The organism is Geodermatophilus sp. SYSU D00705 (assembly GCF_054050135.1).
The window spans coordinates 131,038-152,288 of the sequence record NZ_JBJGYT010000011.1 but is presented as its reverse complement, the minus strand read 5'-3'; the positions used below and the strand labels follow the sequence as shown (position 1 = coordinate 152,288).

Below are 21,251 nucleotides of genomic sequence, written 5' to 3'. Positions count from 1 at the left end.
GGGTGTTTATTCGCCGCTCCCGTGGTACGACCGGGTCACCGTTCACGGGGGCCCCATGGTGTCGGCCGCGGCGCCGGGCTGTCACCTCGCCCGCCGCCGCGGCCGCGTGGTCAGCGCGCCGTGGCGAGCCGCAGGATGCCGTCGGCCAGCTCGGCGGGGCGGGTGAACATCGACTCGTGGCTGCCGGGGATCTCGGTGACCGCCGCCCCGCAGCGCTCGGGGAAGCGCGGGGCCCACGCGTGCTCGCCCGGAGGCATGGCGATGTCGTCGACCGACAGCAGGTAGTCGATCGGGACGTCGAGGTCGCGGTAGGCGTTGCCGCCGACCGCCGGCTCGCTGAAGCAGAGGAACGACTGCGGGCGCAGCACCGAGTGGACGACGGCAGCCGTGGCGGGGTCGGCGTCCTGCATGAAGCCGCCCTGGAACACCTCGAGGGGCAGGAGGACCGTGTTGTTCCCCGACGCCGCGGCCAGCTGCTCGAACAGCTCGGTGTAGTGCGGCGGCGCCTCGTCGTTGAGGGAGCGCCCCTCCTCTGGGACGAACGCGCTCCAGAAGACGACGCGCTTCAGCTTGCCGGCCAGCCGGGGTGCGGCACCCGCGACGACGTACCCGCCCCAGCTGTGCCCGACCAGCGTCACGTCGTCCAGGCCCGACCGGTCGACGGCGGCGACCAGGGCGTCGACGCAGTCGGTGAGCGTGACCCCGCTGGGGTCGTCGTCGATGCCGAGGCCCGGGCTGGTGGGCGCGATGACCCGGTGCCCCTCGGCCCGCAGCCGGGCCGCGACCGGTTGCCAGGCCCACCCGCCGTGCCACGCGCCGTGCTGCAGTACGAAGTTCTCCGCCATGAGGTCTCCTCCTCGTCGATCACCCACCGTGCCGGCACCCCGGCGGCGTATTCCTACTGCACGGACGCCGGTGGGCGGTCTGCCGGCTCAGCAGGCGCCCGGGCGCCAGCGGGCGTGCCGGGTGCCCGTCGTCCCCTCCCGGACCAGCTGCAGCCGGGGGCGCGGGCCGTCGGTGCGCCCGGTCTGGGGAGGGCGGCTGCCCGCCCGGAACGGCGCCGGCCACCGCGCGCCCGGGCCGGTGTAGTCCTGCTCGGCCGCGGCGTGCAGGGTCCACTGCGGGTCGTAGAGGTGCGGCCGGCCCAGTGCGCAGAGGTCCGCCCGGCCGGCGAGCAGGATCGAGTTGACGTCGTCCCAGCTGGAGATCGCCCCGACGGCGATGACCGCGACGCCGAACTCGCGGCCCACCTCGTTGCGGATCCGGTCGGCGTAGGGGGTCTGGTAGCTGCGCCCGAAGGCCGGCCGCTCGGCCTTGACCACCTGGCCGGTGGAGACGTCGATCCCGTCGGCGCCGTGCTCGGCGAAGGCGCGCGCGACGGCGACGGCGTCCTCGACGTCGGTGCCGCCCTCGAACCAGTCGGTGGCCGAGATGCGCACGGTCATCGGCCGCTCGGCCGGCCAGGCCGCGCGGACGGCGTCGAAGACCTCCAGCGGGTAGCGCAGCCGGTTCGCCAGCGGGCCGCCGTAGCGGTCGGTGCGCCGGTTGGACAGCGGCGAGATGAACGACGACAGCAGGTACCCGTGCGCGCAGTGCAGCTCCAGGACGTCGAAGCCGGCGCGGGCCGCGGCGCGGGTGCTCGCCACGAACCGGTCGCGGATGGTGGCGAGGTCGGCGTCGGTGAGCTCGCGCGGCACGGCGTTGGCGGGTGAGTACGGGATCGCCGAGGGGCCCACGACCTCCCAGTTGCCCGCGGGCAGCGGCTCGTCGATGCCCTCCCACATGAGCTTCGTGGAGCCCTTGCGCCCGGAGTGCCCGAGCTGGACGCCGATCTTCGCGTCGGTCGCCGAGTGGACGAAGTCGACGACGCGCGCCCACGCCGCCTCCTGCTCCGCTGTGTAGAAGCCGGTGCAGCCGGGGGTGATGCGGCCCTCCGGGGAGACGCAGACCATCTCGGTCATCACCAGCCCGGCGCCGCCGAGGGCCTTGCTGCCCAGGTGCACGAGGTGGAAGTCGGTGGGCAGCCCGTCGACCGCGGAGTACATGTCCATCGCCGAGACGACGACCCGGTTGGCCAGCTCCAGGCCGCCCAGCCGGAAGGGGTGGAACATCGGCGGCCGCGGCTCGGCCGGTTGGGGCTGGGTCCGGGCGAACCAGGCGTCGACGGCGGCGACGAACTCCGGGTCGCGCAGCCGCAGGTTGTCGTGGGTGACCCGCCGGCTGCGCGTGATGATGTTGAACGCGAACTGCTCGGGGTCCTGGTGCACGTACCGGCCGATGTCCTCGAACCACTCCAGGCTGGCCTGCGCCGCGCGCTGGGTGGAGAGCACCACCGGGCGCCGTTCGGCCTCGTAGGCGGTGAGGGCGGCGTCGACGTCGGGGTGCTCGTGCAGGCAGGCGGCCAGGGCGAGCGCGTCCTCCATCGCGAGCTTGGTGCCCGACCCGATGGAGAAGTGCGCGGTGTGCGCGGCGTCCCCGAGCAGCACCAGGTTGCCGTGCCGCCAGGTCTGGTTGCGCAGCGACAGGAAGTTCAGCCACCTCGAGTTGTTGGCGAACACCCGGTGCCCGCCCAGCACCCCGGCGAACAGCTGCTCGACCAGCGCGATCGACTTGGTGTCGCTCTCGCCGGGTGGCAGGTCGAGCGCGGCGACGTCGGCGAACGCCCGCTGCCAGACGTCCTCGTGCATCTCCACGATGAACGTGCTGCCGGTGCGGTCGTAGGGGTAGCCGTGGATCTGCATGACGCCGTACGGCGTCTCCTCGACGAAGAACTTGAACGCGTCGAACACCAGGTCGGTGCCCAGCCACATGTACCGGCAGCGGCGGGTGTCGAACGTCGGCCGGAAGACGTCGGCGTAGCGGGCCCGCACCGCCGACCGGGCGCCGTCGGAGGCGACGACCAGGTCGTGCTCGGAGCGCAGCCGCTCGGGGTCGGGCGCCTCGGTGCGGAAGTGCACCGGCACGCCGAGGTGGGCGCAGCGCCGCTGCAGGATGCCCAGCAGCTCCTTGCGGCTCATCGCGGCGAAGCCGTGCCCGCCGGAGGTCGTGACCCGGCCCCGGTGGTGGACGTCGATGTCGTCCCACCGGGCGAAGTGCCGCTGCATCCCGCGGAACACCACCGGGTCGGCGTGCTCGATGCCGCCGAGGGTCTCGTCGGAGAAGACGACGCCGAAGCCGAAGGTGTCGTCGGGGGCGTTGCGCTCCCAGACCGTGACCTCGTGCGACGGGTCCAGTTGCTTGACCAGGGCCGAGAAGTACAGTCCGCCCGGCCCGCCGCCGGACACCGCGATGCGCATGCCGCTCACCGCAGCCGGTACCGCTGCAGCTTGCCCGTGCTGGTGCGGGGCAGCTCGGTGCGGAACTCGACGGCGCGGGGGCACTTGTAGCGCGCGATCAGCTGGCGGCAGTGCTCCTGCAGTTCCTCGGGGGTGACCCCACCGGCCTCCGGGGAGAGCACCACGAAGGCCTTGACGATCGTTCCGCGATCGGGGTCCGGGGCGCCGACGACCGCGCACTCCACGACGGCCGGGTGGGTCAGCAGCGCCTGCTCCACCTCCGGCCCGGCGATGTTGTACCCGGCCGAGATGATCATGTCGTCGGTGCGGGCCCGGTAGCTGAAGTAGCCGTCGGCGTCACGGATGTAGGTGTCGCCGGTGAGGTTCCAGCCGTGCCGGACGTACTCCTCCTGCCGGTCTCCGTCGAGGTAGCGGCAGCCGGTGGGGCCGCGGACGGCGAGGTGCCCCTCGGTGCCGTCGGGCACGGGGTTGCCGTGGTCGTCCAGGACCGCGGCGGTGTAGCCGGGGACGGCGCGGCCGGTGCAGCCGGGCCGGATGTCGTCGTCGGCCGCGGAGATGAAGACGTGCAGCATCTCGGTGGAGCCGATGCCGTCGATGACCCGCACCCCGCTCGCCTCGTGCACACCGTGCCACACCGCGGCGGGGAGCGGCTCCCCGGCCGAGACCGCGCGGCGCAGCCCGGCCAGCCGGTGCCCCCGTCCCCCGGCCACGATCGCCTTGTACGCGGTCGGTGCGGTGAACAGCACCGTCACCTCGTGCTCTCCGACGGCGTCGGCGAGCAGGTCGGGGGTGGGATGCTCGAGCAGCAGCACGCTCGCGCCAGCCCGGAGGGGGAAGACCACCAGTCCGCCGAGCCCGTAGGTGAACGCGATCGGCGGGCTGCCGGCGAAGACGTCGTCGGGCTCGGGGCGCACCAGGTGCGCCGAGAAGGTGTCGGCGATGGCGAGCACGTCCCGGTGGAAGTGCATCGTGGCCTTGGGCCGGCCGGTGGTGCCCGAGGTGAACGCCAGCAGGGCCACGTCGTCGGCGGCGGTCGGGACGTCGGCGAACTCCCCGGGGTGGGCCGCGGCCCGGATGAGCAGGTCGCCGGGGCCGCCGTCCCCATAGGTCAGCACCGTCATCCCCGGCACGGCGGCGGCGGTCAGGTCGTCGGTCAGCCGGCTGTCGCACAGCGCGAGGGTGGGCCGGCACATCTGACCGACGGCGGCCAGCTCCCCGGCCCGCAGCGCCGGCATCGTCGTCACCACCACCCCGCCCGCCTTGAGGACCGCCAGCCAGCAGGCGACCAGCTCGGGGCTGTTGGGCCCACGCAGCAGGACCCGGTTGCCGGGGGTGACACCCAGCTCGTCGACGAGCACGCCGGCGATCTGGCCGGCGCGGGCGCGCAGCTCGCCGTAGCTCCAGGCCGGACCCCCTGGGGCACGCACGCACGGCCGGTCGGCGCCCGACCGCGCGATCGTGCCATCGAGCAGTTCGGTCGCGCAGTTGAGCCGCTCGGCGTAGGCGAGGTCGCCCAGGTCGAGGACCGGCCACGAGCCCGGTGGGGGCAGGTGGTCGCGGCAGAAGGGATCGACGTGCGCGGAGGGGGACAGGGGCGGGGCGCCGAGCGTCACGGGACGGACCTCCCTGCGGTCGCCGGGTCCGGCCGGGCCGCACCCTGCCGTCAGTATGGCGCTGTCCTGACGGGAGTCAACGGGGCGACATGAACGGTCGGGTGCCGGTTATCGTGGGTGCCGTGACCGCCGTCGAGGAGGCGGCGGCGCCCCCGCCCGTCGCCCTGCAACCCCGCCAGCTGATCGTCACCCTGTACGGCCTGTACGCCCGTGCCCGCGGGGGCTGGCTGTCGGTCGCCGCCGTCGTCCGCCTGATGGCCGACCTCGGCGTGGAGGAGCCCGCCGTCCGCTCGTCGATCTCCCGGCTCAAGCGGCGGGGCCTGCTGGACGCCCGGCGGGACGGCGACGTCGCCGGGTACGCGCTCACCGGCGAGGCGCTGGAGGTGCTCGCCGAGGGCGACGCGCGGATCTTCGGCCGGCGCCGGGCCCGCGAGTCCGACGGCTGGCTGCTCGTCGTCTTCTCCGTGCCGGAGTCCGAGCGGGAGCACCGCCACCGGCTGCGCTCGGAGCTCACCCGGCTCGGCTTCGGGGCCGTGGCGCCGGGGGTCTGGATCGCACCCGGGCACCTGGGGGACGACGTCGGTGAGGTGCTCCGCCGGCGCGGGCTGGCCGGCTACGTGGAGCTGTTCTCGAAGGCGCGGGTGCCGCGGGAGGAGGCCCGGGTGGCGGTCGCGCGCTGGTGGGACCTCGACGCGCTGCACGAGCGCTACGCCGGCTTCCTCGACCGGCACGCCCCTGCCCTGGAGCGCGCCCGGCCGGACCAGCCGGTCGACCCCGCGCAGGCCTTCGCCGACCACGTCCGGCTGGTGACCGACTGGCGCGGGCTGCCCTACGCCGACCCCGGCCTCCCGCTGGAGCTGCTGCCCGCGGACTGGAACGGCGCCCGCGCCGCCGACCTCTTCGCCGAGCTGGCCGACCGCCTGGCCGGCCCCGCCGCCGACCACGCCCGCCGCCTGCTCGACGGCTGACGGGCGGGGGTCAGGGGGGCAGGACGGCGGTGCCCTGCACCTCGACCAGCGCCTCGTCGTCCCACAGCCGGGCCACGCCGATGCCGGCCATCGCCGGGTAGTCGCTGCCGACCAGCCGCCGCCACACCCCGCCGATGTCACGGGCGCGGGCGCGGTAGTCGGCGAGGTCGACCGCGTACACGGTGAGCGAGGCCAGCTGTGCGGGCTCCCCGCCCGCTGCCCGCAGCGCGGTCAGCAGGTTGCCCAGCGCCCGCTCGAACTGCTCGACGACGTCGGCGCCGACGATTCGGCCCTCGGCGTCCATGGCGGTCTGCCCGGCGAGGAAGACCGTCCGCCCGGGCGCGGCCACCACCGCGTGCGCGAACCCCGAGGGCCGGGCCAGCTCCGGCGGGTCGACCCGCTCCAGACCCGTCATGACTGCACCGCCCCTCCGTCGACGTTGATGCCCTGCCCGGTGATCGCGGCGCTGGCCACGCACAGCAGCACCGCGTCGGCGACCTCGTCGGGCCGCACCAGCCGGCCGATCGGCTGGCGGTGGGCCAGCGCCTCGCGCGCCTGCTCCGGCGTCCGCCCGGTCGCGGCGCTGATCGTGGCCACGGTCCGGTCGGTCATCGGCGTGTCGACGTAGCCGGGGCACACGGCGTTCACCGTCACGCCGGTGCCGGCCACCTCGGCGGCGGCCGACCGCACCAGGCCCAGCAGCCCGTGCTTGCTGGCGGTGTAGGCCGCGACGTACGGGTCGCCGCGCTTGGCCGCGGTGGAGGCGACCGCGACCACCCGGCCCCAGCCGGCCTCGACCATCCCGGGCACGGCGCGGCGCAGCAGCCGGAACGGGGCGGTCAGGTTGAGCTCGAGCATCCGCGCCCACTCCTCGTCGCTGGTCCGCGCGAGGGGGGCGGAGGTGCCGGCGCCGGCGTTGAGGACGAGCACCTCCACCGGCCCGCCCCACTCCCGCTCCACGGCGCCCAGGACGTCGTCGGCGGCGGCCGGGGCGGTGAGGTCGGCGGAGAGGACGAGCGCGGGCCCGGGCAGACCGGCGGCGACCGCGTCGAGCTCCCCGGCGCTGCGCGCGGTGAGGGCGACCGCGTGCCCCTGGGCGGCCAGCCGGCGGGCCACGGCGGCGCCGATGCCCCGCCCCGCGCCGGTCACCAGGCAGCGGCGGGCGACCACGCCGGCGAGCTTGCCAGCCGCTCGTGACGACCGTCAACATGACGACATAGCGGCTCGTCGACCGCCGGCGCCGGCGACCACGGAGGGGTGGTGGGCATGCGGCCCGAGGAGTTCACCGACGTCCGGTACGAGGTCGAGGAGGACGACCACGCCGTCATCACCATCGACCGCCCGGAGCGCATGAACAGCTTCCGCGGGCGCACCGTCGACGAGCTGATCTCGGCGTTCAAGCACGCCTGGGCCGACCGCCGCGTGGCCGCCGTCATCCTCACCGCCACCGGAGAGCGGGCCTTCTGCACCGGCGGCGACGTCAAGGAGCGGGCGGAGACCGGCGGCTACGGCGAGACCGAGTGGGGCACGTTCGAGATCGAGCGGCTGCACCGCATCATCCGCGACATCCCGAAGCCGGTGATCGCCGCGGTCAACGGCATCGCCATCGGCGGCGGCCACGTGCTGCACGTGCTGTGCGACCTCACCGTCGCCTGCGAGGAGGCGACGTTCGCCCAGGCCGGACCGCGCGTCGGGTCCTTCGACGCCGGCTTCGGCTCGGCCTACCTGGCGCGGGTGGTCGGTGAGAAGCGGGCCCGCCAGATCTGGTTCCTCCTCGACCGGTACGACGCCGCGACCGCCGAACGCTGGGGTCTGGTCAACGAGGTGGTGCCGCGCGATCGGCTGTTGGACACCGCCCGGGAGTGGGCCCGGAAGATGGGCTCCTACTCGCCGACCGCGCTGCGCTTCCTCAAGCACTCGTTCAACGCCGACAGCGACCACCTCGGCGGCATCTCGCACCTGGCCTTCGACGGGCTGTCGCTGTTCGCGGCCAGCGAGGAGGGCATGGAGGGCGCGCGGGCCTTCGCCGAGAAGCGGGCGCCGGACTTCCGCCGCTTCCGCTGACGAGCTACACACTCCTTGACGCGGGGCGCGCAACCCGTAGAGCATCCGGGCAGTGGCCGACGACGTCCCGAGGAGGCCCGCGATGCCCGACACCTTCCGCTCTCCGCGCATCGAGTCGCAGCGCCTCCCCGACGGCCGGCTGCTGCTGCGGTCGGCCGAGCCGCTCGGCGAGCACGCGGTGGGCGTCGTCCACGACTTCCGGGCGCACAGCGAGGCGCATCCCGACCGGCTGCTGGTGGCCGAGCGGGTGGGCGAGAAGTGGGCGCGCTCGACCTGGGGCGAGGTGCGTGTCCAGGCCGACCGGCTGGCGCAGGGCCTGCTCGACCGCGGGCTGGCCGACCGCCCGGTCATGGTGCTGTCGGGCAACAGCCGGCTGCACCTGACGGTGCTGCTGGCCGGGATGACGGTGGGCGCACCGGTCGTGCCGACCAGCGTCGCGTACTCGCTGCAGAGCGCCGACCACGCGAAGCTGCGGGCGATGGCCGACCTCGTGGACCCCGGCCTGGTCGTCGCCGAGGACGCCTCCTACGACCGCGCGGTCGCCGCCGTGGCCGGCGAGCGGCCGGTGCTCAGCCGGGACGGCGACGTCGCCGGCTCGATCCCGGTGGCGGCGTTCGGCGCCGAGCCGACCGCCGAGGTCGACCGCCGGTGCGCGGCCCTGCGGCGGGACGACGTCGCGAAGATCCTCTTCACCTCGGGGTCGACCGGGACGCCGAAGGGCGTCCTCACCACCCACGGGATGCTGTCGGCCAACCAGCAGCAGATGCGGCAGGTCTGGCCGTTCCTCGCCGAGGAGCCGCCCGTGCTGCTGGACTGGCTGCCCTGGAGCCACACCTTCGGCGGCAGCCACGACCTGGACATGGTGCTCGTCAACGGCGGCACCCTCTGGATCGACGACGGCCGCCCGGCCCCGGCGCTGGTCGGGCGGACGGTGCGCAACCTGGCCGACGCCCGCCCCACGATCTACTTCAACGTGCCCGCCGGGTACGCCGCGCTGCTCCCGCACCTGGAGCGCGACCGGGCCGCGGCCGCGGCGTTCCTCGACCGGCTGCGGCTGGGCTTCTTCGCCGCCGCGGCCCTCCCGCAGCAGCTGTGGGACCGGCTGGAGAAGCTGGCTGCCGAGCACGGCGCGCGGATGCAGATGACCACGTCGTGGGGGCTGACCGAGACCGCGCCGGCCGCGACGAGCGCGCACTACCCGATCACCCGCAGCGACGTGCTCGGCGTGCCGCTGCCGGGGGTGGAGCTGGCGCTGGTGCCGGTGGGGGAGAAGACGGAGGTGCGGGTCGCCGGCCCCAACGTGACCCCCGGCTACTGGCGCCGTCCCGACCTCACCGCCGCCGCCTTCGACGAGCACGGCTTCTTCCGCACCGGCGACGCCGTGGCGCTCGCCGACCCCGACCACCCGGCGGCCGGCCTCGTGTTCCGCGGCCGCATCGCCGAGGACTTCAAGCTGATGACCGGCACCTTCGTCAGCGTCGGCACGCTGCGCCCGCAGCTGCTGTCGGCGTCCGACGGCCTGCTGACCGACGCGGTGCTCTGCGGCCAGGACGCCGCCTTCGTCGGCGCCATGGTCTGGCTGCACCCCGAGCACGCCGGCCGGGTGGACGCCGACGGCGTGCCGGACGACGGCCTGCGCGCGCAGCTGGCCGCCACCCTGGCCCGGCTGGCCCGCGCGGGAGGTGGCTCCTCGCAGTGCGTCGAGCGGCTGCTCGTGCTGACCGAGCCGGCCCAGCTCGACGCCGGGGAGGTCACCGACAAGGGCTACGTCAACCAGGCCGCCGTCCGCGACCGGCGGGCCGCCCTGGTCGCGCTGCTCACCGCCGACCCCGTGCCGCCGCAGGTGGTCCTCCGCCCCGCGGGGCAGGATCGCTGACGTGCTCGACGGCCACCTGCTCGTGGACGCCCACGTCCACGTGCCGCACCTGTCCACGCTCGCGCCCGCCTGGATCGACTGGGCGCGGCAGTTCGGCCCGCCCGGCATCCTGGAGGAGGTCTGGCGCGCCGACGGCAGCCCGGACCCCGCGGCGCTGGACCGGCTCATGGCCGAGGACGGCGTCGACGTCGCGCTGCTGTTCTGCGAGTACAGCCCCAAGGCCACCGGCTACCAGCTCTTCGACGACCTGCTGCCGATCGTCGAGCACGACCCGCGGCGGTTCCGGCCGGTCGCCAACGTCAACCCGCACCTGCACTTCCCGATCGCGAGGGAACTGACCCGCCAGCTGGACCTGGGCGCCGCGGCGCTGAAGATCCACCCGGTGCACGGCGGGTTCCGGGCCGACGACGCCGCGATGTACCCCGCCTACGCCGTCCTCGTCGAGCGCGGGGTGCCGCTGGTCGTGCACTGCGGCACCAGCAGCTTCCCCGGGTCGACCAACGCCTACGCCGACCCGCAGCTCCTGGACGCCGTCCTGCGCGACTTCCCCGACCTGCAGGTGGTGCTCGCCCACGGCGGCCGCGGCTGGTGGTACGACGCCGCGGCCTTCCTCGCGATCTCCCGGCCCAACGTGTGGATCGAGCTGTCGGGCCTGCCGCCCAAGCGGCTCCCGGAGTACTACGCGCGCTTCGACCTGGGCCGCCTGGCCCGGAAGTGGATCTACGGCACCGACTGGCCCGGCGTCCCCGGGCAGGCCGCGAACGCCCGCGCGGTCGCCTCCCTGGGCCTGCCCGACGACGTCGTCCCGCTGGTGCTCGGGGAGAACGCGCGGCGGGTCTACGCCGGCCTCGACACCCCCTGAGCCGACCCCGGTTCGTCCGCCCGAGAGGCATCGGTCAGGATGGTGCGGATGTACCGGGGGAAGGGAGAGGTCGGCCATGGGCAAGCACCGGGCACCTGATGCAGACCCCACCGACTTCGACGCGGCGACCAGCGCCCTCGTCGACGTCAGCGGTGACTACGAGGTCGACGCGGCGCACACGCGCATCGGCATCCGGGCGCGGCACGCGATGGTCACCACCGTCCGCGGGTCCTTCACCGACTTCACCGGCACCGCGCACCTGGACACGGCCCACCCGGCGGCCAGCACGGTGACGCTGCGGATCAAGACGGCGAGCGTCGACACCGGCCAGCCCGACCGGGATGCGCACCTGCGCTCGGCGGACTTCCTGGACGTCGAGACCTACCCCGAGATCGTCTTCGTCTCCACCGACGTGGAACAGGTCGAGGCCGACGTCTACACGGTCACCGGCGACCTCACCATCCGCGACACCACCCGCGAGGTGTCGGTCGACTTCACCCTGACCGGCTCGGCGCAGGACCCGTTCGGGCAGACGCGGGTCGGTTTCGAGGGCGCGCTGGCGATCAAGCGCAGCGACTGGGGCCTGACCTGGAACACGCCGCTGGACACCGGTGGCGTGCTGGTCAGCGACCGCATCCAGATCGAGTTCGACGTCTCCGCCGTCCGCATCGGCTGAGGGTCTCAGGGACCTCCGGCCCGGGACGGCGCCGTTCCGTCTCCGTAGCGTCCTGCGCACCGTCGGTGCGAGGGGGAACGCATGTCGGTCGTCGTCGTGCGCCTGTGGTGGGCCTGTGCCACACCGGAGGAGGAGCGGCGGCTGCGCCAGCTGCTCCGGCCGGGCAGCTGGTTCCCCGACGGCTGTCACTCCCGCCGGCTGACCCGCGAGGGGTGCGGGCTCCGGTTGGTCGAGATCTGGGCCGACCGGGCCGCGGCCGGGCGGGCGCTGGAGCAGCTCCCGGAACGGCTGCGGTGCGCGGGCGTGGGCGGACCCGAGTCGACCGTGGTGTCGCTGCCCGCGGACGGGTGGTCGGAGCACTGAGCGCGGAGGTTCCCGCGGGGACGCGGTCGAGGCACGCGACGTGCCGGCGTTCCCGCGGGGACGTCCGGGCGGGTGCGGCCACCGCGCGGCGGGAGCCGGGCCGGAGCGGTCCTCACGACGTGGTGGGGGCGGGGCCGGCGTCCATCGCCCCTGCCAGGGCGCCCCCGCGACCAGCGGGGCCAGGCCGAGCAGGGCGGTGCCGGCCAGGACGCGGACCAGTTGGCCACCGATCGGTCCATCGGGCATCAGCAGGGCCGGCCACAGCGCGAACAGCGGGAGGGTCACCACGCCGGTGCCCAGCGCCGCGGCCACGCGCGCCGGGCGACCGCGGCGGCTGAAGAGCCACCCCGCGAGGACGGCGGGAGCGGACGTGAACAGCCAGTGGAAGATCGGGATGATGCCGCCGAACACGGTGTTCGACAGCGCCGCCGCGTAGAGCGCGTTCCACACCAGGGCCGCGGCGGCTGCCACGACGAGCCCGAACCACGCCCAGGTCACGCCGTCCCGGAGCCGCAGCCCGGCCTCGCGTCGCACCAGGACCACGGCGGTGGCCAGGCAGACCGCGGCCGTCGTCAGCAGGAGTGCCCACAGCGGCCCGGGCACGTCGGTGACCAGCCAGGTGGACGACGGGGCCCATCCCGGCCGCGGCCACGGCAACAGGCCCAGGGTGGCCGCGGCCAGGGTCAGCACCGCCGTCGCCACCACCGTCGGCTGGGGTGGGGCCGCGGCGTCCGGCGGTGGAGGTGGTGGCGGTGCGGCCGGGTACACGTGCAGCACTGTCCCGGTGCGGGCCCGTGACGTCGAGGTCGGGCCTGGAGGGATCCGGCAGGTGCGATCGCGTCGGGCGGGACGGGGTCCACGACGCGCCTGCCTGGAGGACCATGGTCCGGTCCACGTCAGCCGCCCGCCCACGGTGACCCGCCTCGGGGCGTGGCCGACCCGGGAGGCCCCGTGACCGGTGGTCCCAAGCGGCGTGTGGCCATCGCCTGTCAGGGCGGCGGCAGCCACACCGCGTTCACGGCCGGGGTGCTCGGCCGGCTGCTCACCGCCGAGGAGTTCGACGACTACGAGCTGGTGGGCCTCAGCGGGACCTCCGGCGGAGCGGTGTGCGCGGCGCTGACCTGGTCGGCCCTGGTCGACGGCGACCGGCGGGCCGGCAAGGCGCGGCTCGACGGGTTCTGGGCCGACAACGCCGCCGCGGGGCCGGTCGAGAAGGCGATCAACGCGTGGATGCTGTGGGCCGCCACGCTGCAGACCGTCGGGCTCCTGCCCACCGTCAGCCCCTACGACGTCCCGGTCACCGGCATCGAGCACTTCCGCGCGCTGCTGCGGCGGTGGGTGGACTTCGACCGGATCCAGGCCGACGGCCTCGCCCGGCACCCGATCCTGCTGATCGGCGCCGTCGACGTGCTCTCCGGCGAGTTCCGGGCGTTCAACAGCCGCCGCGAGCGGATCACCGCGGACATGGTCCTGGCCTCGGCGGCGATCCCCACCGCGTTCCGGACGGTGCACACCGCCGGCGGCAGCTTCTGGGACGGCCTGTTCTCGCAGAACCCACCCGTCCGCGAACTGCTCGACGCGCGGCCGGACGAGCTGTGGGTCATCCAGATCAACCCCACCGAGCGAGCCCGCGAGCCGCGCAGCGTGCTCGCCATCGCCGACCGTCGCAACGAGCTGGCGGGGAACCTGTCGCTCTACCAGGAGCTGCACTTCATCGAGAAGATCGACGAGCTGCTCGCCGACGGCCTCCTGACCGGTGACCGCTACAAGCAGGTCACCGTGCGCGTCGTCCAGCTCCCGCGGGTCGGCGCGTCCCGGTGGTTCGGGCCCGCGTCGAAGGTCAACCGCGACAGCCGCTTCCTCCGCCGCCTCATCGAGGAGGGCGAACGCCAGGCCGACACGTTCCTCACCGCGCTGGCCTTCGAGGGGGCGTGGCAGCGGGCGGACGCCGGCGGGCTGGTGCACCACCTGGCCGACGACGCCGAGCTCACGTCCACCGGGCCGTTCGCCGAGTGCGGTCCGGTGCGGGGGCGGCAGCTCCACGAGCTCCTGCGGGACCTGTCCCGCGACGCCCGCATCGACATCACCCGCAAGCAGGTGACCGCGCACCGGGCCGTCTGGACCGTGCGGACCGGCAAGGGGGACCCCTCCGAGCGTGGCTGCGTCGCGGCCGAGTTCCGCGACAGACGGGTCGTCCGCCTCCGGCTCGGCCCGGAGACCACCGCCTGACCGGTCGGCCCGGCCGCCGGGCCGGCGACCGCGCCGGGTCAGCGCGGCCGCATCGTCCCGTCGGCCAGGTACCGGGTGTGCCAGCCGAGCGCCTCGGCCAGCAGGTGCGGGGTGTGCCGGCCGGGGGAGTCGCGCAGCGCCCGCTCGTAGTAGTCCCGCAGCAGGGGCCGGTAGTCGGGGTGGGCGCACCGCTCGATCACCAGCTCGGCCCGCTTGCGCGGCGCGAGCCCGCGCAGGTCGGCCAGCCCCTGCTCGGTGACGATCACCGAGACGTCGTGCTCGGTGTGGTCGACGTGGCTGACCATCGGCACGATCGTCGAGATCGCCCCGCCCTTGGCCGTCGACGGGGTGAGGAAGAAGGACGTGAAGGCGTTGCGGGCGAAGTCGCCGGAGCCGCCGATGCCGTTCTGGATCCGGCTGCCCATGACGTGCGTGGAGTTGACGTTGCCGTAGATGTCGGCCTCGATCAGCCCGTTCATCGCCAGGACGCCGAGCCGCCGGACGATCTCCGGGTGGTTGCTGATCTCCTGCGGCCGCAGCACGATGCGCTCGCGCAGCACCTGCGCCTCGGCGTCGAACCGCGCCGCCCCCTCCGGGCTGAGCGAGAAGGCCGTCGCCGACGCCGACACCATCCGCCCCGAGCACAGCAGCTCGAGCATGCCGTCCTGGATGACCTCGGTGTAGGCGGTCAGCCCCTCGAACGAGGACTCGCCGAGCCCCGCCATGACGGCGTTGGCCACGTTGCCGACCCCAGACTGCAGCGGCAGCAGTGAGCGCGGCACCCGGCCGCGGGCCACCTCGTGCTCGAGGAACTCCACGATGTGCCCGGCGATCGCCCGCGAGTCGGCGTCCGGCGCCTTGAAGGGGGTGTTGCGGTCGGGGGCGTCGGTCTCGACGATCGCGACGACCTTCTCCGGGGGGCAGCGCAGGTACGGCACGCCGATCCGGTCCGCCGGGCCGACCAGCGGGATGGGCACCCGGTCCGGCGGCAGGGCGGTGCCGTAGTAGACGTCGTGCATCCCGTCGAGGGCCGGGCTCTGCCAGGAGTTGACCTCCAGGACCACCCGGTCGGCCCGGTCCAGCCAGGTCTTGTTGTTCCCCACCGAGGACGACGGGACGAGGTCGCCCTCCGCGGTGATGCCGCTGACCTCGACGACGGCGACGTCGAGCGGGCCGAGGAAGCCCATCCACGCCATCTGCGCGACGTGCGACAGGTGGACGTCGATGTACTCCATGAGGCCGGCGTTGATCTTCTCCCGGCTGACCGGGTCGGACTGGTAGGGCAGCCGCAGCTCGATGCCGTCGGCCGCGGCCAGCGCGCCGTCGAGCTCGGGGGCGGTGGAGGCGCCGGTCCAGACGTTGACCCGGAACGGGCGCCCGGCCTCGTGCGCGTCGGAGATCTCCCGGGCCAGGGCCTGCGGCACGGCCTTGGGGTAGCCGGCGCCGGTGAAGCCGCTCATGCCGACGGTGTCGCCGTGGCGGATGTGCGCGGCGGCGGCGTCGGCCGACACGACCTTGCGGGCCAGGCCCGGGTGGTGGATGCGTCCGGACCCCGGCATGGGCCCGACGTTACGCGCGGCGGGCGGGTGGCCACACGGCGAGCAGCGTGCGGACCCCGGCGAGCAGCGCCAGCGGCTGGTCGAGCATCGGGTGGTGGCCGGCCTCGGGCAGGTCGACGACCGGCAGTCCGCCGGGCACCAGCGCCGCCATCTCGGCGGCCATCTCGGGGGGGACCAGGCCGTGCTGGCAGCGGAACAGCGCCGCGGGGGCGGCCAGCCGGGGGAGCAGCTGGCGCACCAGCGGGCGGCTGCCGAAGAACCCGGGGTCGAACTTCCACGTCCAGCCGCCCTCGACCGCCCGCAGCGACCCCCGGGCGACGTGCTCGCGGACGTAGGGCAGGTACACGTCCTGGGCCGGGAGGGTGCGGAAGCGGGCGACGGCGGCGTCCAGGTCCGCATGGACCCTGTGCACCCGGGGCCGCTCCCGGAGGTCCTGCTCCTCGGGCGGCTGGCGGTCCAGCGGCGAGTCGATCACCGCGACCCCGGCGACGGCGTGGCCGTGCTCGACCCCGGCGGTCAGCGCCACCCAGCCGCCCATGCTGTGCCCCAGCACCACCGGCCGGGACAGCCCCTCGGCCGCGGCGACGGCGAGCACCTCGCGCGCCCACTGCGCCATCCCGTAGGCGTCGCGCCGGTCGCTGTCGCCGTGCCCGCTGAGGTCGGGGGCGACCACCCGGTGGGTCTCCAGGAGCGGGGCGACGTGGTCCCACCAGCCCGAGTGCGCCGCGCCCCCGTGCACCAGCACCAGGCCCGGCCGGCCGGGCGTCCCCCAGGCCCGGTAGTGCACGCGGACGCCGTCGACGGCGACGTCCCGGTGCTCGGGGACGGCGGCCACGGCGCGGGTGAACCACGCCGGGGCGGTGTCGACGGCGGGGGCGGTCATGGACGGGCACGTTACGGGGCGGCGGCGTTGACCCGGGCGCGCAGCGCTCGCTAGGGTCGTGTGCGGGAAGGGAACCGGCGTGCGTATGCCGCACACATGGCCGGGGCCACCACTCGACGACGAGGAGCCGCCATGGAGCTGGAGTCCATCCTGGACCCCACCGGCGCCACGGACGCCACCGCCGACACCTCCCTGGCACCGCGGGTCACCACCCTGCGCGGCCGCACCCTCGGCCTGCTGGACAACGGCAAGCCCAACGGTGCAGCGCTGCTCGACCAGGTGGGCTCGGTGCTCAAGGAGCGCTACGGCGTCAAGGACGTCCTGATGTTCACCAAGCCCTACTTCGGGACCCCGGTGGAACCGACCCAGACCCAGCGGATCTTCGAGGAGTGCGACTTCGCCGTCACGGCGATCGGCGACTAGGGCTCCTGCAGCGCGGCCAGTCTGGCCGACGGGATCCTGCTGGAGCGCGCGGGCGTGCCCGCCGTCTCCATCTGCACCGACGCGTTCCGCATCACCGCGGAGGCGATGGCCCGGACCTACGGGTTCCCGGGCTTCGCGTACGTCTCCATCCCCCACCCCGTCGCGAGCCTCTCCGCCGAGGGCATCCGCGAGCGGGTCGAGGAGATGCTGCCCCGCCTGCTCCAGATCCTCGGGGTCGAGGAGTGACGGGGGCGGCCGCGTGAACCCCACGCAGCGGGCGATCGAGCACTGCTACACGCAGGGCTGGACCGACGGCCTGCCCGTCGTCCCCTGCGACCGCGAGGCCGCCGAGGCGATGCTCGCCCGGGTCGACCGCGACCCGGGCGAGGTCCTCCTGGAGATGCCGCAGCTCAACCGGGCGGTCACCGTCCGGCTGGCGGCGGTCAACGCGGTGATGGCCGGGTGCCTGCCCGAGTACTTCCCGGTGGTCGTCGCGGCCTGGGACTCCCTGCGCGAGGAGGGCTACCCGCGCAAGGGGATCTGGCAGAGCACCACCGGCACCGGCTCCCTGCTGCTGGTCAACGGGCCGGTCCGCGGCGAGCTCGGCGTCAACAGCCAGGGCAACCTCTTCGGGCCCGGCTTCCGCGCCAACGCCACCATCGGCCGCGCCGTCCGGCTCACCGCGATCAACGCCCTCGGGCTGCGGCCGCACGAGCTGGACCAGGCCACCCAGGGCACGCCGGCGAAGTACACCGCGTGCATCGGGGAGAACGAGGAGGAGTCCCCGTGGCAGCCGCTGCACGTCGACTGCGGCCTGGCGGCTGAGGACAGCGCGGTGACCGCGTTCACGATGCGCAGCACGCTGCACATCGAGGCCCGGCACACCCGCGTGCCCGAGCAGCTGCTCGACGACGTCGCCGGGTCGCTGGCCCGCACCGGCGCGCTGCTGCACCAGACGGTGAGCGCCCTGGTCGTGCTCGGCCCCGAGCACGCGCACCTGCTCGCCGACGCCGGGTGGGCCAAGCGGGACGTGTCGCGGTACCTCTACGAGCAGTCGTTCCTGCCCCGCGAGGCCCTCGACCGGGTGGGCAAGGGTGCGGTGTCGGCCACGAGCCACTGGCGGGTCGCCCGGGACCACCCCGACGCCGTCCTCGACCCCGGTCCCGACCCGGCGCGCGACGGCATCCACGCGATGACCTCGCCCGACGCCGTCCTCGTGGTGGTCGCCGGTGCGTCGAACTCCGGCGTCTCCGCGGTGGTCGAGACCTTCGGCCCGCGCGGCGGCCGGCCCGCGGTCACCCGGATCGCCTCGTGACCGGCGCCGGGGCGGGCGCGCCGGCCCGCGTCGCGGAGAATCCCGCGACCCTGCTGGAGGCGGTCGCCGACGCGCTGACCGCCCTGGACCCGTCCCGGGCCGTGCTGGTGCACGGGGAGCGGGCGGTGACCTGGTCGGAGTTCGACGACCGCGCCGCCCGGCTGGCCGGCTTCCTGGCCGGCGCCGGCGTGGGGCCCGGCGACCGGGTGGGCATCGCGCTGTACAACTCGCCGGAGTACGTGGAGAGCCTGTTCGCCGTCCTCAAGCTGCGGGCGGTACCGGTCAACGTCAACTACCGCTACCTGGAGACCGAGCTCGAGCAGGTGCTCGGCATGGTCGACGCCCGTGCCCTGGTCGCCGACGCCACCCTCGCGGGGCGGGCCGTCACCGTCGCCGCCCGGCTGCCCGGGCTCGCTGCGGTCGTCGTCGCCGGGGACGGGGCGCCCGAGGGCGCCACCGGCTACGAGGACGCGCTGGCCGGCCCGCCGCAGCCGCGGGTGCCGCGGTCGCCCGACGACCAGGTCATCGTGCTCACCGGCGGCACCACCGGCCTGCCCAAGGGCGTCGTCTGGGACAGCGCCGGGCTCTGCGGCGTGGTCTCCTCGGCCTACGGGCGCGCCGGCCTGCCGGTGCCCGCCGACCTCGCCGGGGTCGTGGCCTCGGCGCTCGAGGCGGTCCGCGGCGGCACCGAGCCGGTCGTCCTGCCGGCCTCGCCGCTCATGCACGGCACCGGCTTCTTCACCTCCCTGGGCAACCTGCTGCGCGGCGGCCGGGTGGTCACGCTGCCGGAGCGGTCGCTGGACCCCGCCGCCCTGTGGACGGCGGTGCAGCGGCACCGGGTCGCGGAGCTGGTCATCGTCGGCGACGCCTTCGCCGTCCCGCTGGTCGCCGAGCTCGATCGCGCCGCGGCCGCCGGCACCCCCTACGACCTGTCGTCCCTGCGCCGGGTGTTCAGCTCCGGCGTGCGCTGGGGCACCGAGACCAAGCGGCGGCTGCTCGAGGCCGGGTCCATGACGCTGCAGGACAGCATCGCCGCCACCGAGGGCGGCCCGTTCGGCATCTCGATGTCCGGGCCGGACCCCGACACGGTCAGCTCCCGCTTCGCCCTGCCGCCCAACGCCCGCGTCATCACCCCTGACGGGACCGACGTCGTCCCGGGCTCCGGGCAGGTCGGGGTGCTGGCGAGCACCGGCAACCTGCCGCTGGGCTACCTCGACGCCCCGGCGGCCACGGCGGCGGTGTTCCGCACGATCGACGGGGTCCGCTACGCCGTCCCGGGGGACGCGGCCACCGTCGAGGCCGACGGCACGCTGACGCTGCTGGGCCGCGGCTCCGGCGTCATCAACACCGGCGGGGAGAAGGTGTTCGCCGAGGAGGTCGAGGAGGCGCTGGTGGCCTGCCCGGGCGTGGCCGAGGCCGTCGTCGTCGGGGTGCCCGACGACCGGTGGGGGAGCCGGGTGACCGCGCTGGTGGTCGCCGAGCCGGGGGCGCGGCTGGACCCCGGCGCGCTCAGCGCCGCGGTCGGGGAGCGGCTGGCCGGCTACAAGCGGCCCCGGGAGGTCGTGGTCGTGCCGGCCGTCGAGCGGACCGTGTCGGGCAAGGTCGACCGCCGCTGGGCCGCCGGCGAGGCCCGCCGGGCGGTCACGGGGTCAGCCGCGCCGGCTCAGAACTGAGCGGGTGGGGTGACCCGGGCGCCCAGCACGGCGATGTCCCGCTCGATCTGCCGGGCGGTCTCCCGCAGGGGCTCCAGCGCGATGCGCTGCAGCTCGGCGGGGGAGTGCCGCCGCGCCTGGGTCCCGACGTTGACCGAGGCGACGACGGTGCCCGAGGACTCCCGGATGGGGACGGCGAGTGAGGTGACGCCCTCCTCGAGCTCCTGGTCGACCAGGGAGAACTCGTCGGCACGGGCCGCCAGGACCGCCCGCCGCAGCGCCTCCCGGTCGGTCGTCGTCTGGTCGGTGCGCGGCTCCAGCCGGGCCCGGGCCAGGTAGGCGTCCAGCGCGTCGTCCGGCAGCGCGGCCAGCAGCACCCGGCCGTGGGAGGTGACGTAGGCCGGCAGCCGGGTGCCCACCGTCAGCTGGCTGGACCACACCCGCCGGGCGCCGACCCTGGCCACGTAGACGATGTCGTCGCCGTCGAGGACGGCGACGCTGGTGGTCTCGTTGAGCTCCGCGGACAGCGTGGTCAGGTGGGCGGTGGCCACCTGCGGGAACGACAGCATCGACAGGTAGGTGTAGCCGAGCTCCAGCACGCTCGGGCGCAGGTGGAAGCGGCGGTCGATGGTGCCGACGTAGCCGAGGTCCAGCAGGGTCAGGACGAAGCGGCGGGCCGCGGCGCGGGTCATGCCCGTGCGCCGCGCGATGTCGCTGAGGGTGAGCTCGGGCTCCTCGGCGGTGAACGCCCGGATCACCGCCAGCCCGCGCTCCAGCGACTGCACGAAGTAGTCCCCCCGCGGCCGGGGGCCGTCCGGCTCGGCCGCGGTCTCGCCGTCGCCGGCGGCGGGCAGGTCCTCGGGTTCGGTCAGGGGGTCCAGCTCCTCCGCGCGGCCGCGGCGTGCTGCCGCGGCGTGTCTCGTCGATCCTCGTCCGTGCGCCCCCGCCCGGGACAGGTCGCGCCGACGCTACCCGCCCCGAGGGGTGATGATCACCTCTCCGCGGTCGGCGTCGACCCGGACCCGGTCGCCGGTGTGGATCAGCTCGAACGGGTCGCCGTCGAGGTCGGTCACCGCCGGCACGTGGGTCACCACCACGCCGAGCGCGATCTTGGTGTTCATCGTCGTGAAGACCATCGCGGCCGGCGCGGAACCCATGAGCCGGGACATGTGGAACATGCCCGACCACCCCGAGGAGCCCTTGGCGCCGCGGAAGACCAGCACCTTGCCGGCGAAGGACTGCCCGACCAGCTCGTGGCGGGACTCGATGACCCGGCCCTTGCGGGGCTCCACCCCGCCCCAGCCGGAGATCGCCTCGCGGGTCACGAGCGCCTCACCCTCGGCGACGCCGCCGACCAGCCCGCGGCCGGTCAGCACCACCTGGCCGCGCCGGGCGATCTGCTCGCTCACGGTGCCTCCTCGCTGACGCTCGTCGGAACCGCGAGCGGCGCTGCTCTGCCCATGCGTGACCTC

General features: G+C 74.9%; 19 protein-coding genes and 1 pseudogene. 11 read left to right on the top strand and 9 right to left on the bottom strand.

Annotated elements, in window-relative coordinates:
• Window positions 1-110: 110 nt before the first annotated feature.
• From ACI78Q_RS11570 to ACI78Q_RS11560, 3 genes are all read right to left on the bottom strand, one after another.
• Window positions 111-845 carry an alpha/beta fold hydrolase gene (locus ACI78Q_RS11570; RefSeq protein ID WP_456923514.1) on the bottom strand — a complete coding sequence of 245 codons (735 nt, stop codon included), beginning with the start codon at window positions 843-845 and terminating at the stop codon, window positions 111-113.
• Window positions 846-932: 87 nt separating this feature from the next.
• Entirely contained in the window at window positions 933-3,296 is a 2,364-nt protein-coding gene (locus ACI78Q_RS11565) for a bifunctional salicylyl-CoA 5-hydroxylase/oxidoreductase (RefSeq protein WP_456923513.1), read from the bottom strand.
• Between the two features lie 5 nt (window positions 3,297-3,301).
• Window positions 3,302-4,909, bottom strand: coding sequence for an AMP-binding protein (locus ACI78Q_RS11560; RefSeq protein WP_456923512.1), 1,608 nt, complete (start codon window positions 4,907-4,909; stop codon window positions 3,302-3,304).
• A gap of 122 nt (window positions 4,910-5,031) precedes the next feature.
• On the opposite strand from ACI78Q_RS11560, the gene ACI78Q_RS11555 reads away from it, so the two are divergent.
• Window positions 5,032-5,877, top strand: coding sequence for a PaaX family transcriptional regulator (locus ACI78Q_RS11555; RefSeq protein ID WP_456923511.1), 846 nt, complete (start codon window positions 5,032-5,034; stop codon window positions 5,875-5,877).
• 10 nt (window positions 5,878-5,887) lie between these two features.
• Here the strand turns inward: ACI78Q_RS11555 and ACI78Q_RS11550 are convergent, their stop codons facing one another.
• Window positions 5,888-6,292: a RidA family protein gene (locus ACI78Q_RS11550; protein WP_456923510.1), complete on the bottom strand. Its 405-nt coding sequence runs from the start codon at window positions 6,290-6,292 to the stop codon at window positions 5,888-5,890.
• Window positions 6,289-7,047, bottom strand: coding sequence for an SDR family NAD(P)-dependent oxidoreductase (locus tag ACI78Q_RS11545; RefSeq protein ID WP_456923509.1), 759 nt, complete (start codon window positions 7,045-7,047; stop codon window positions 6,289-6,291). The genes ACI78Q_RS11550 and ACI78Q_RS11545 overlap by 4 nt, the downstream gene beginning before the upstream one ends.
• 96 nt (window positions 7,048-7,143) lie before the next feature.
• On the opposite strand from ACI78Q_RS11545, the gene ACI78Q_RS11540 reads away from it, so the two are divergent.
• The 7 genes from ACI78Q_RS11540 (at window position 7,144) to ACI78Q_RS11510 (ending at window position 13,947) form a co-directional block, all read left to right on the top strand.
• Window positions 7,144-7,941 carry an enoyl-CoA hydratase-related protein gene (locus tag ACI78Q_RS11540; protein WP_456923508.1) on the top strand — a complete coding sequence of 266 codons (798 nt, stop codon included), beginning with the start codon at window positions 7,144-7,146 and terminating at the stop codon, window positions 7,939-7,941.
• 82 nt (window positions 7,942-8,023) lie between these two features.
• Entirely contained in the window at window positions 8,024-9,817 is a 1,794-nt protein-coding gene (locus ACI78Q_RS11535) for an AMP-binding protein (RefSeq protein WP_456923507.1), read from the top strand.
• Between the two features lies 1 nt (window position 9,818).
• Window positions 9,819-10,679 (top strand): amidohydrolase family protein, encoded by an 861-nt coding sequence (locus ACI78Q_RS11530; RefSeq protein WP_456923506.1) that lies wholly within the window; start codon window positions 9,819-9,821, stop codon window positions 10,677-10,679.
• 76 nt (window positions 10,680-10,755) lie between these two features.
• Window positions 10,756-11,355: a YceI family protein gene (locus tag ACI78Q_RS11525; protein ID WP_456923504.1), complete on the top strand. Its 600-nt coding sequence runs from the start codon at window positions 10,756-10,758 to the stop codon at window positions 11,353-11,355.
• An 81-nt stretch (window positions 11,356-11,436) separates the two neighbouring features.
• Window positions 11,437-11,718 carry a hypothetical protein gene (locus ACI78Q_RS11520; RefSeq protein ID WP_456923503.1) on the top strand — a complete coding sequence of 94 codons (282 nt, stop codon included), beginning with the start codon at window positions 11,437-11,439 and terminating at the stop codon, window positions 11,716-11,718.
• 292 nt (window positions 11,719-12,010) lie between these two features.
• On the top strand, window positions 12,011-12,154 hold the full coding sequence (locus ACI78Q_RS11515) for a hypothetical protein (protein WP_456923502.1): 144 nt from the start codon (window positions 12,011-12,013) through the stop codon (window positions 12,152-12,154).
• Between the two features lie 515 nt (window positions 12,155-12,669).
• Entirely contained in the window at window positions 12,670-13,947 is a 1,278-nt protein-coding gene (locus ACI78Q_RS11510; RefSeq protein ID WP_456923501.1) for a patatin-like phospholipase family protein, read from the top strand.
• A gap of 38 nt (window positions 13,948-13,985) precedes the next feature.
• Here the strand turns inward: ACI78Q_RS11510 and ACI78Q_RS11505 are convergent, their stop codons facing one another.
• Complete coding sequence (locus ACI78Q_RS11505) at window positions 13,986-15,506, bottom strand: acetyl-CoA hydrolase/transferase family protein (protein ID WP_456923500.1); 1,521 nt, start codon at window positions 15,504-15,506, stop codon at window positions 13,986-13,988.
• A gap of 10 nt (window positions 15,507-15,516) precedes the next feature.
• Window positions 15,517-16,389 (bottom strand): alpha/beta fold hydrolase, encoded by an 873-nt coding sequence (locus ACI78Q_RS11500; RefSeq protein ID WP_456923499.1) that lies wholly within the window; start codon window positions 16,387-16,389, stop codon window positions 15,517-15,519.
• 96 nt (window positions 16,390-16,485) lie between these two features.
• Between ACI78Q_RS11500 and ACI78Q_RS11495 the strand changes: the two are divergent.
• From ACI78Q_RS11495 to ACI78Q_RS11485, 3 genes and pseudogenes are all read left to right on the top strand, one after another.
• Window positions 16,486-17,058 (top strand): annotated as a pseudogene (locus tag ACI78Q_RS11495) (UGSC family (seleno)protein).
• Between the two features lie 13 nt (window positions 17,059-17,071).
• Complete coding sequence (locus ACI78Q_RS11490) at window positions 17,072-18,127, top strand: hypothetical protein (protein ID WP_456923498.1); 1,056 nt, start codon at window positions 17,072-17,074, stop codon at window positions 18,125-18,127.
• Entirely contained in the window at window positions 18,124-19,800 is a 1,677-nt protein-coding gene (locus ACI78Q_RS11485; protein WP_456923497.1) for an AMP-binding protein, read from the top strand. Before ACI78Q_RS11490 ends, ACI78Q_RS11485 begins: the two co-directional genes overlap by 4 nt.
• Here ACI78Q_RS11485 and ACI78Q_RS11480 read toward each other — a convergent pair.
• Both ACI78Q_RS11480 and ACI78Q_RS11475 read right to left on the bottom strand, forming a co-directional pair.
• Complete coding sequence (locus tag ACI78Q_RS11480) at window positions 19,791-20,564, bottom strand: IclR family transcriptional regulator domain-containing protein (RefSeq protein ID WP_456923496.1); 774 nt, start codon at window positions 20,562-20,564, stop codon at window positions 19,791-19,793. The two genes, ACI78Q_RS11485 and ACI78Q_RS11480, sit on opposite strands and share 10 nt — an antisense overlap.
• 183 nt (window positions 20,565-20,747) lie before the next feature.
• Window positions 20,748-21,188 (bottom strand): aconitase X swivel domain-containing protein, encoded by a 441-nt coding sequence (locus ACI78Q_RS11475; protein WP_456923495.1) that lies wholly within the window; start codon window positions 21,186-21,188, stop codon window positions 20,748-20,750.
• Between the last annotated feature and the right edge of the window lie 63 nt (window positions 21,189-21,251).

Coding starts and splice junctions, on each gene's coding strand:
- ACI78Q_RS11570 (WP_456923514.1), bottom strand. CDS start 845: ATGGCGGAGAACTTCGTACTGCAGCACGGCGCGTGGCACGGCGGGTGG.
- ACI78Q_RS11565 (WP_456923513.1), bottom strand. CDS start 3,296: ATGCGCATCGCGGTGTCCGGCGGCGGGCCGGGCGGACTGTACTTCTCG.
- ACI78Q_RS11550 (WP_456923510.1), bottom strand. CDS start 6,292: ATGACGGGTCTGGAGCGGGTCGACCCGCCGGAGCTGGCCCGGCCCTCG.
- ACI78Q_RS11540 (WP_456923508.1), top strand. CDS start 7,144: ATGCGGCCCGAGGAGTTCACCGACGTCCGGTACGAGGTCGAGGAGGAC.
- ACI78Q_RS11535 (WP_456923507.1), top strand. CDS start 8,024: ATGCCCGACACCTTCCGCTCTCCGCGCATCGAGTCGCAGCGCCTCCCC.
- ACI78Q_RS11525 (WP_456923504.1), top strand. CDS start 10,756: ATGGGCAAGCACCGGGCACCTGATGCAGACCCCACCGACTTCGACGCG.
- ACI78Q_RS11520 (WP_456923503.1), top strand. CDS start 11,437: ATGTCGGTCGTCGTCGTGCGCCTGTGGTGGGCCTGTGCCACACCGGAG.
- ACI78Q_RS11505 (WP_456923500.1), bottom strand. CDS start 15,506: ATGCCGGGGTCCGGACGCATCCACCACCCGGGCCTGGCCCGCAAGGTC.
- ACI78Q_RS11500 (WP_456923499.1), bottom strand. CDS start 16,389: ATGACCGCCCCCGCCGTCGACACCGCCCCGGCGTGGTTCACCCGCGCC.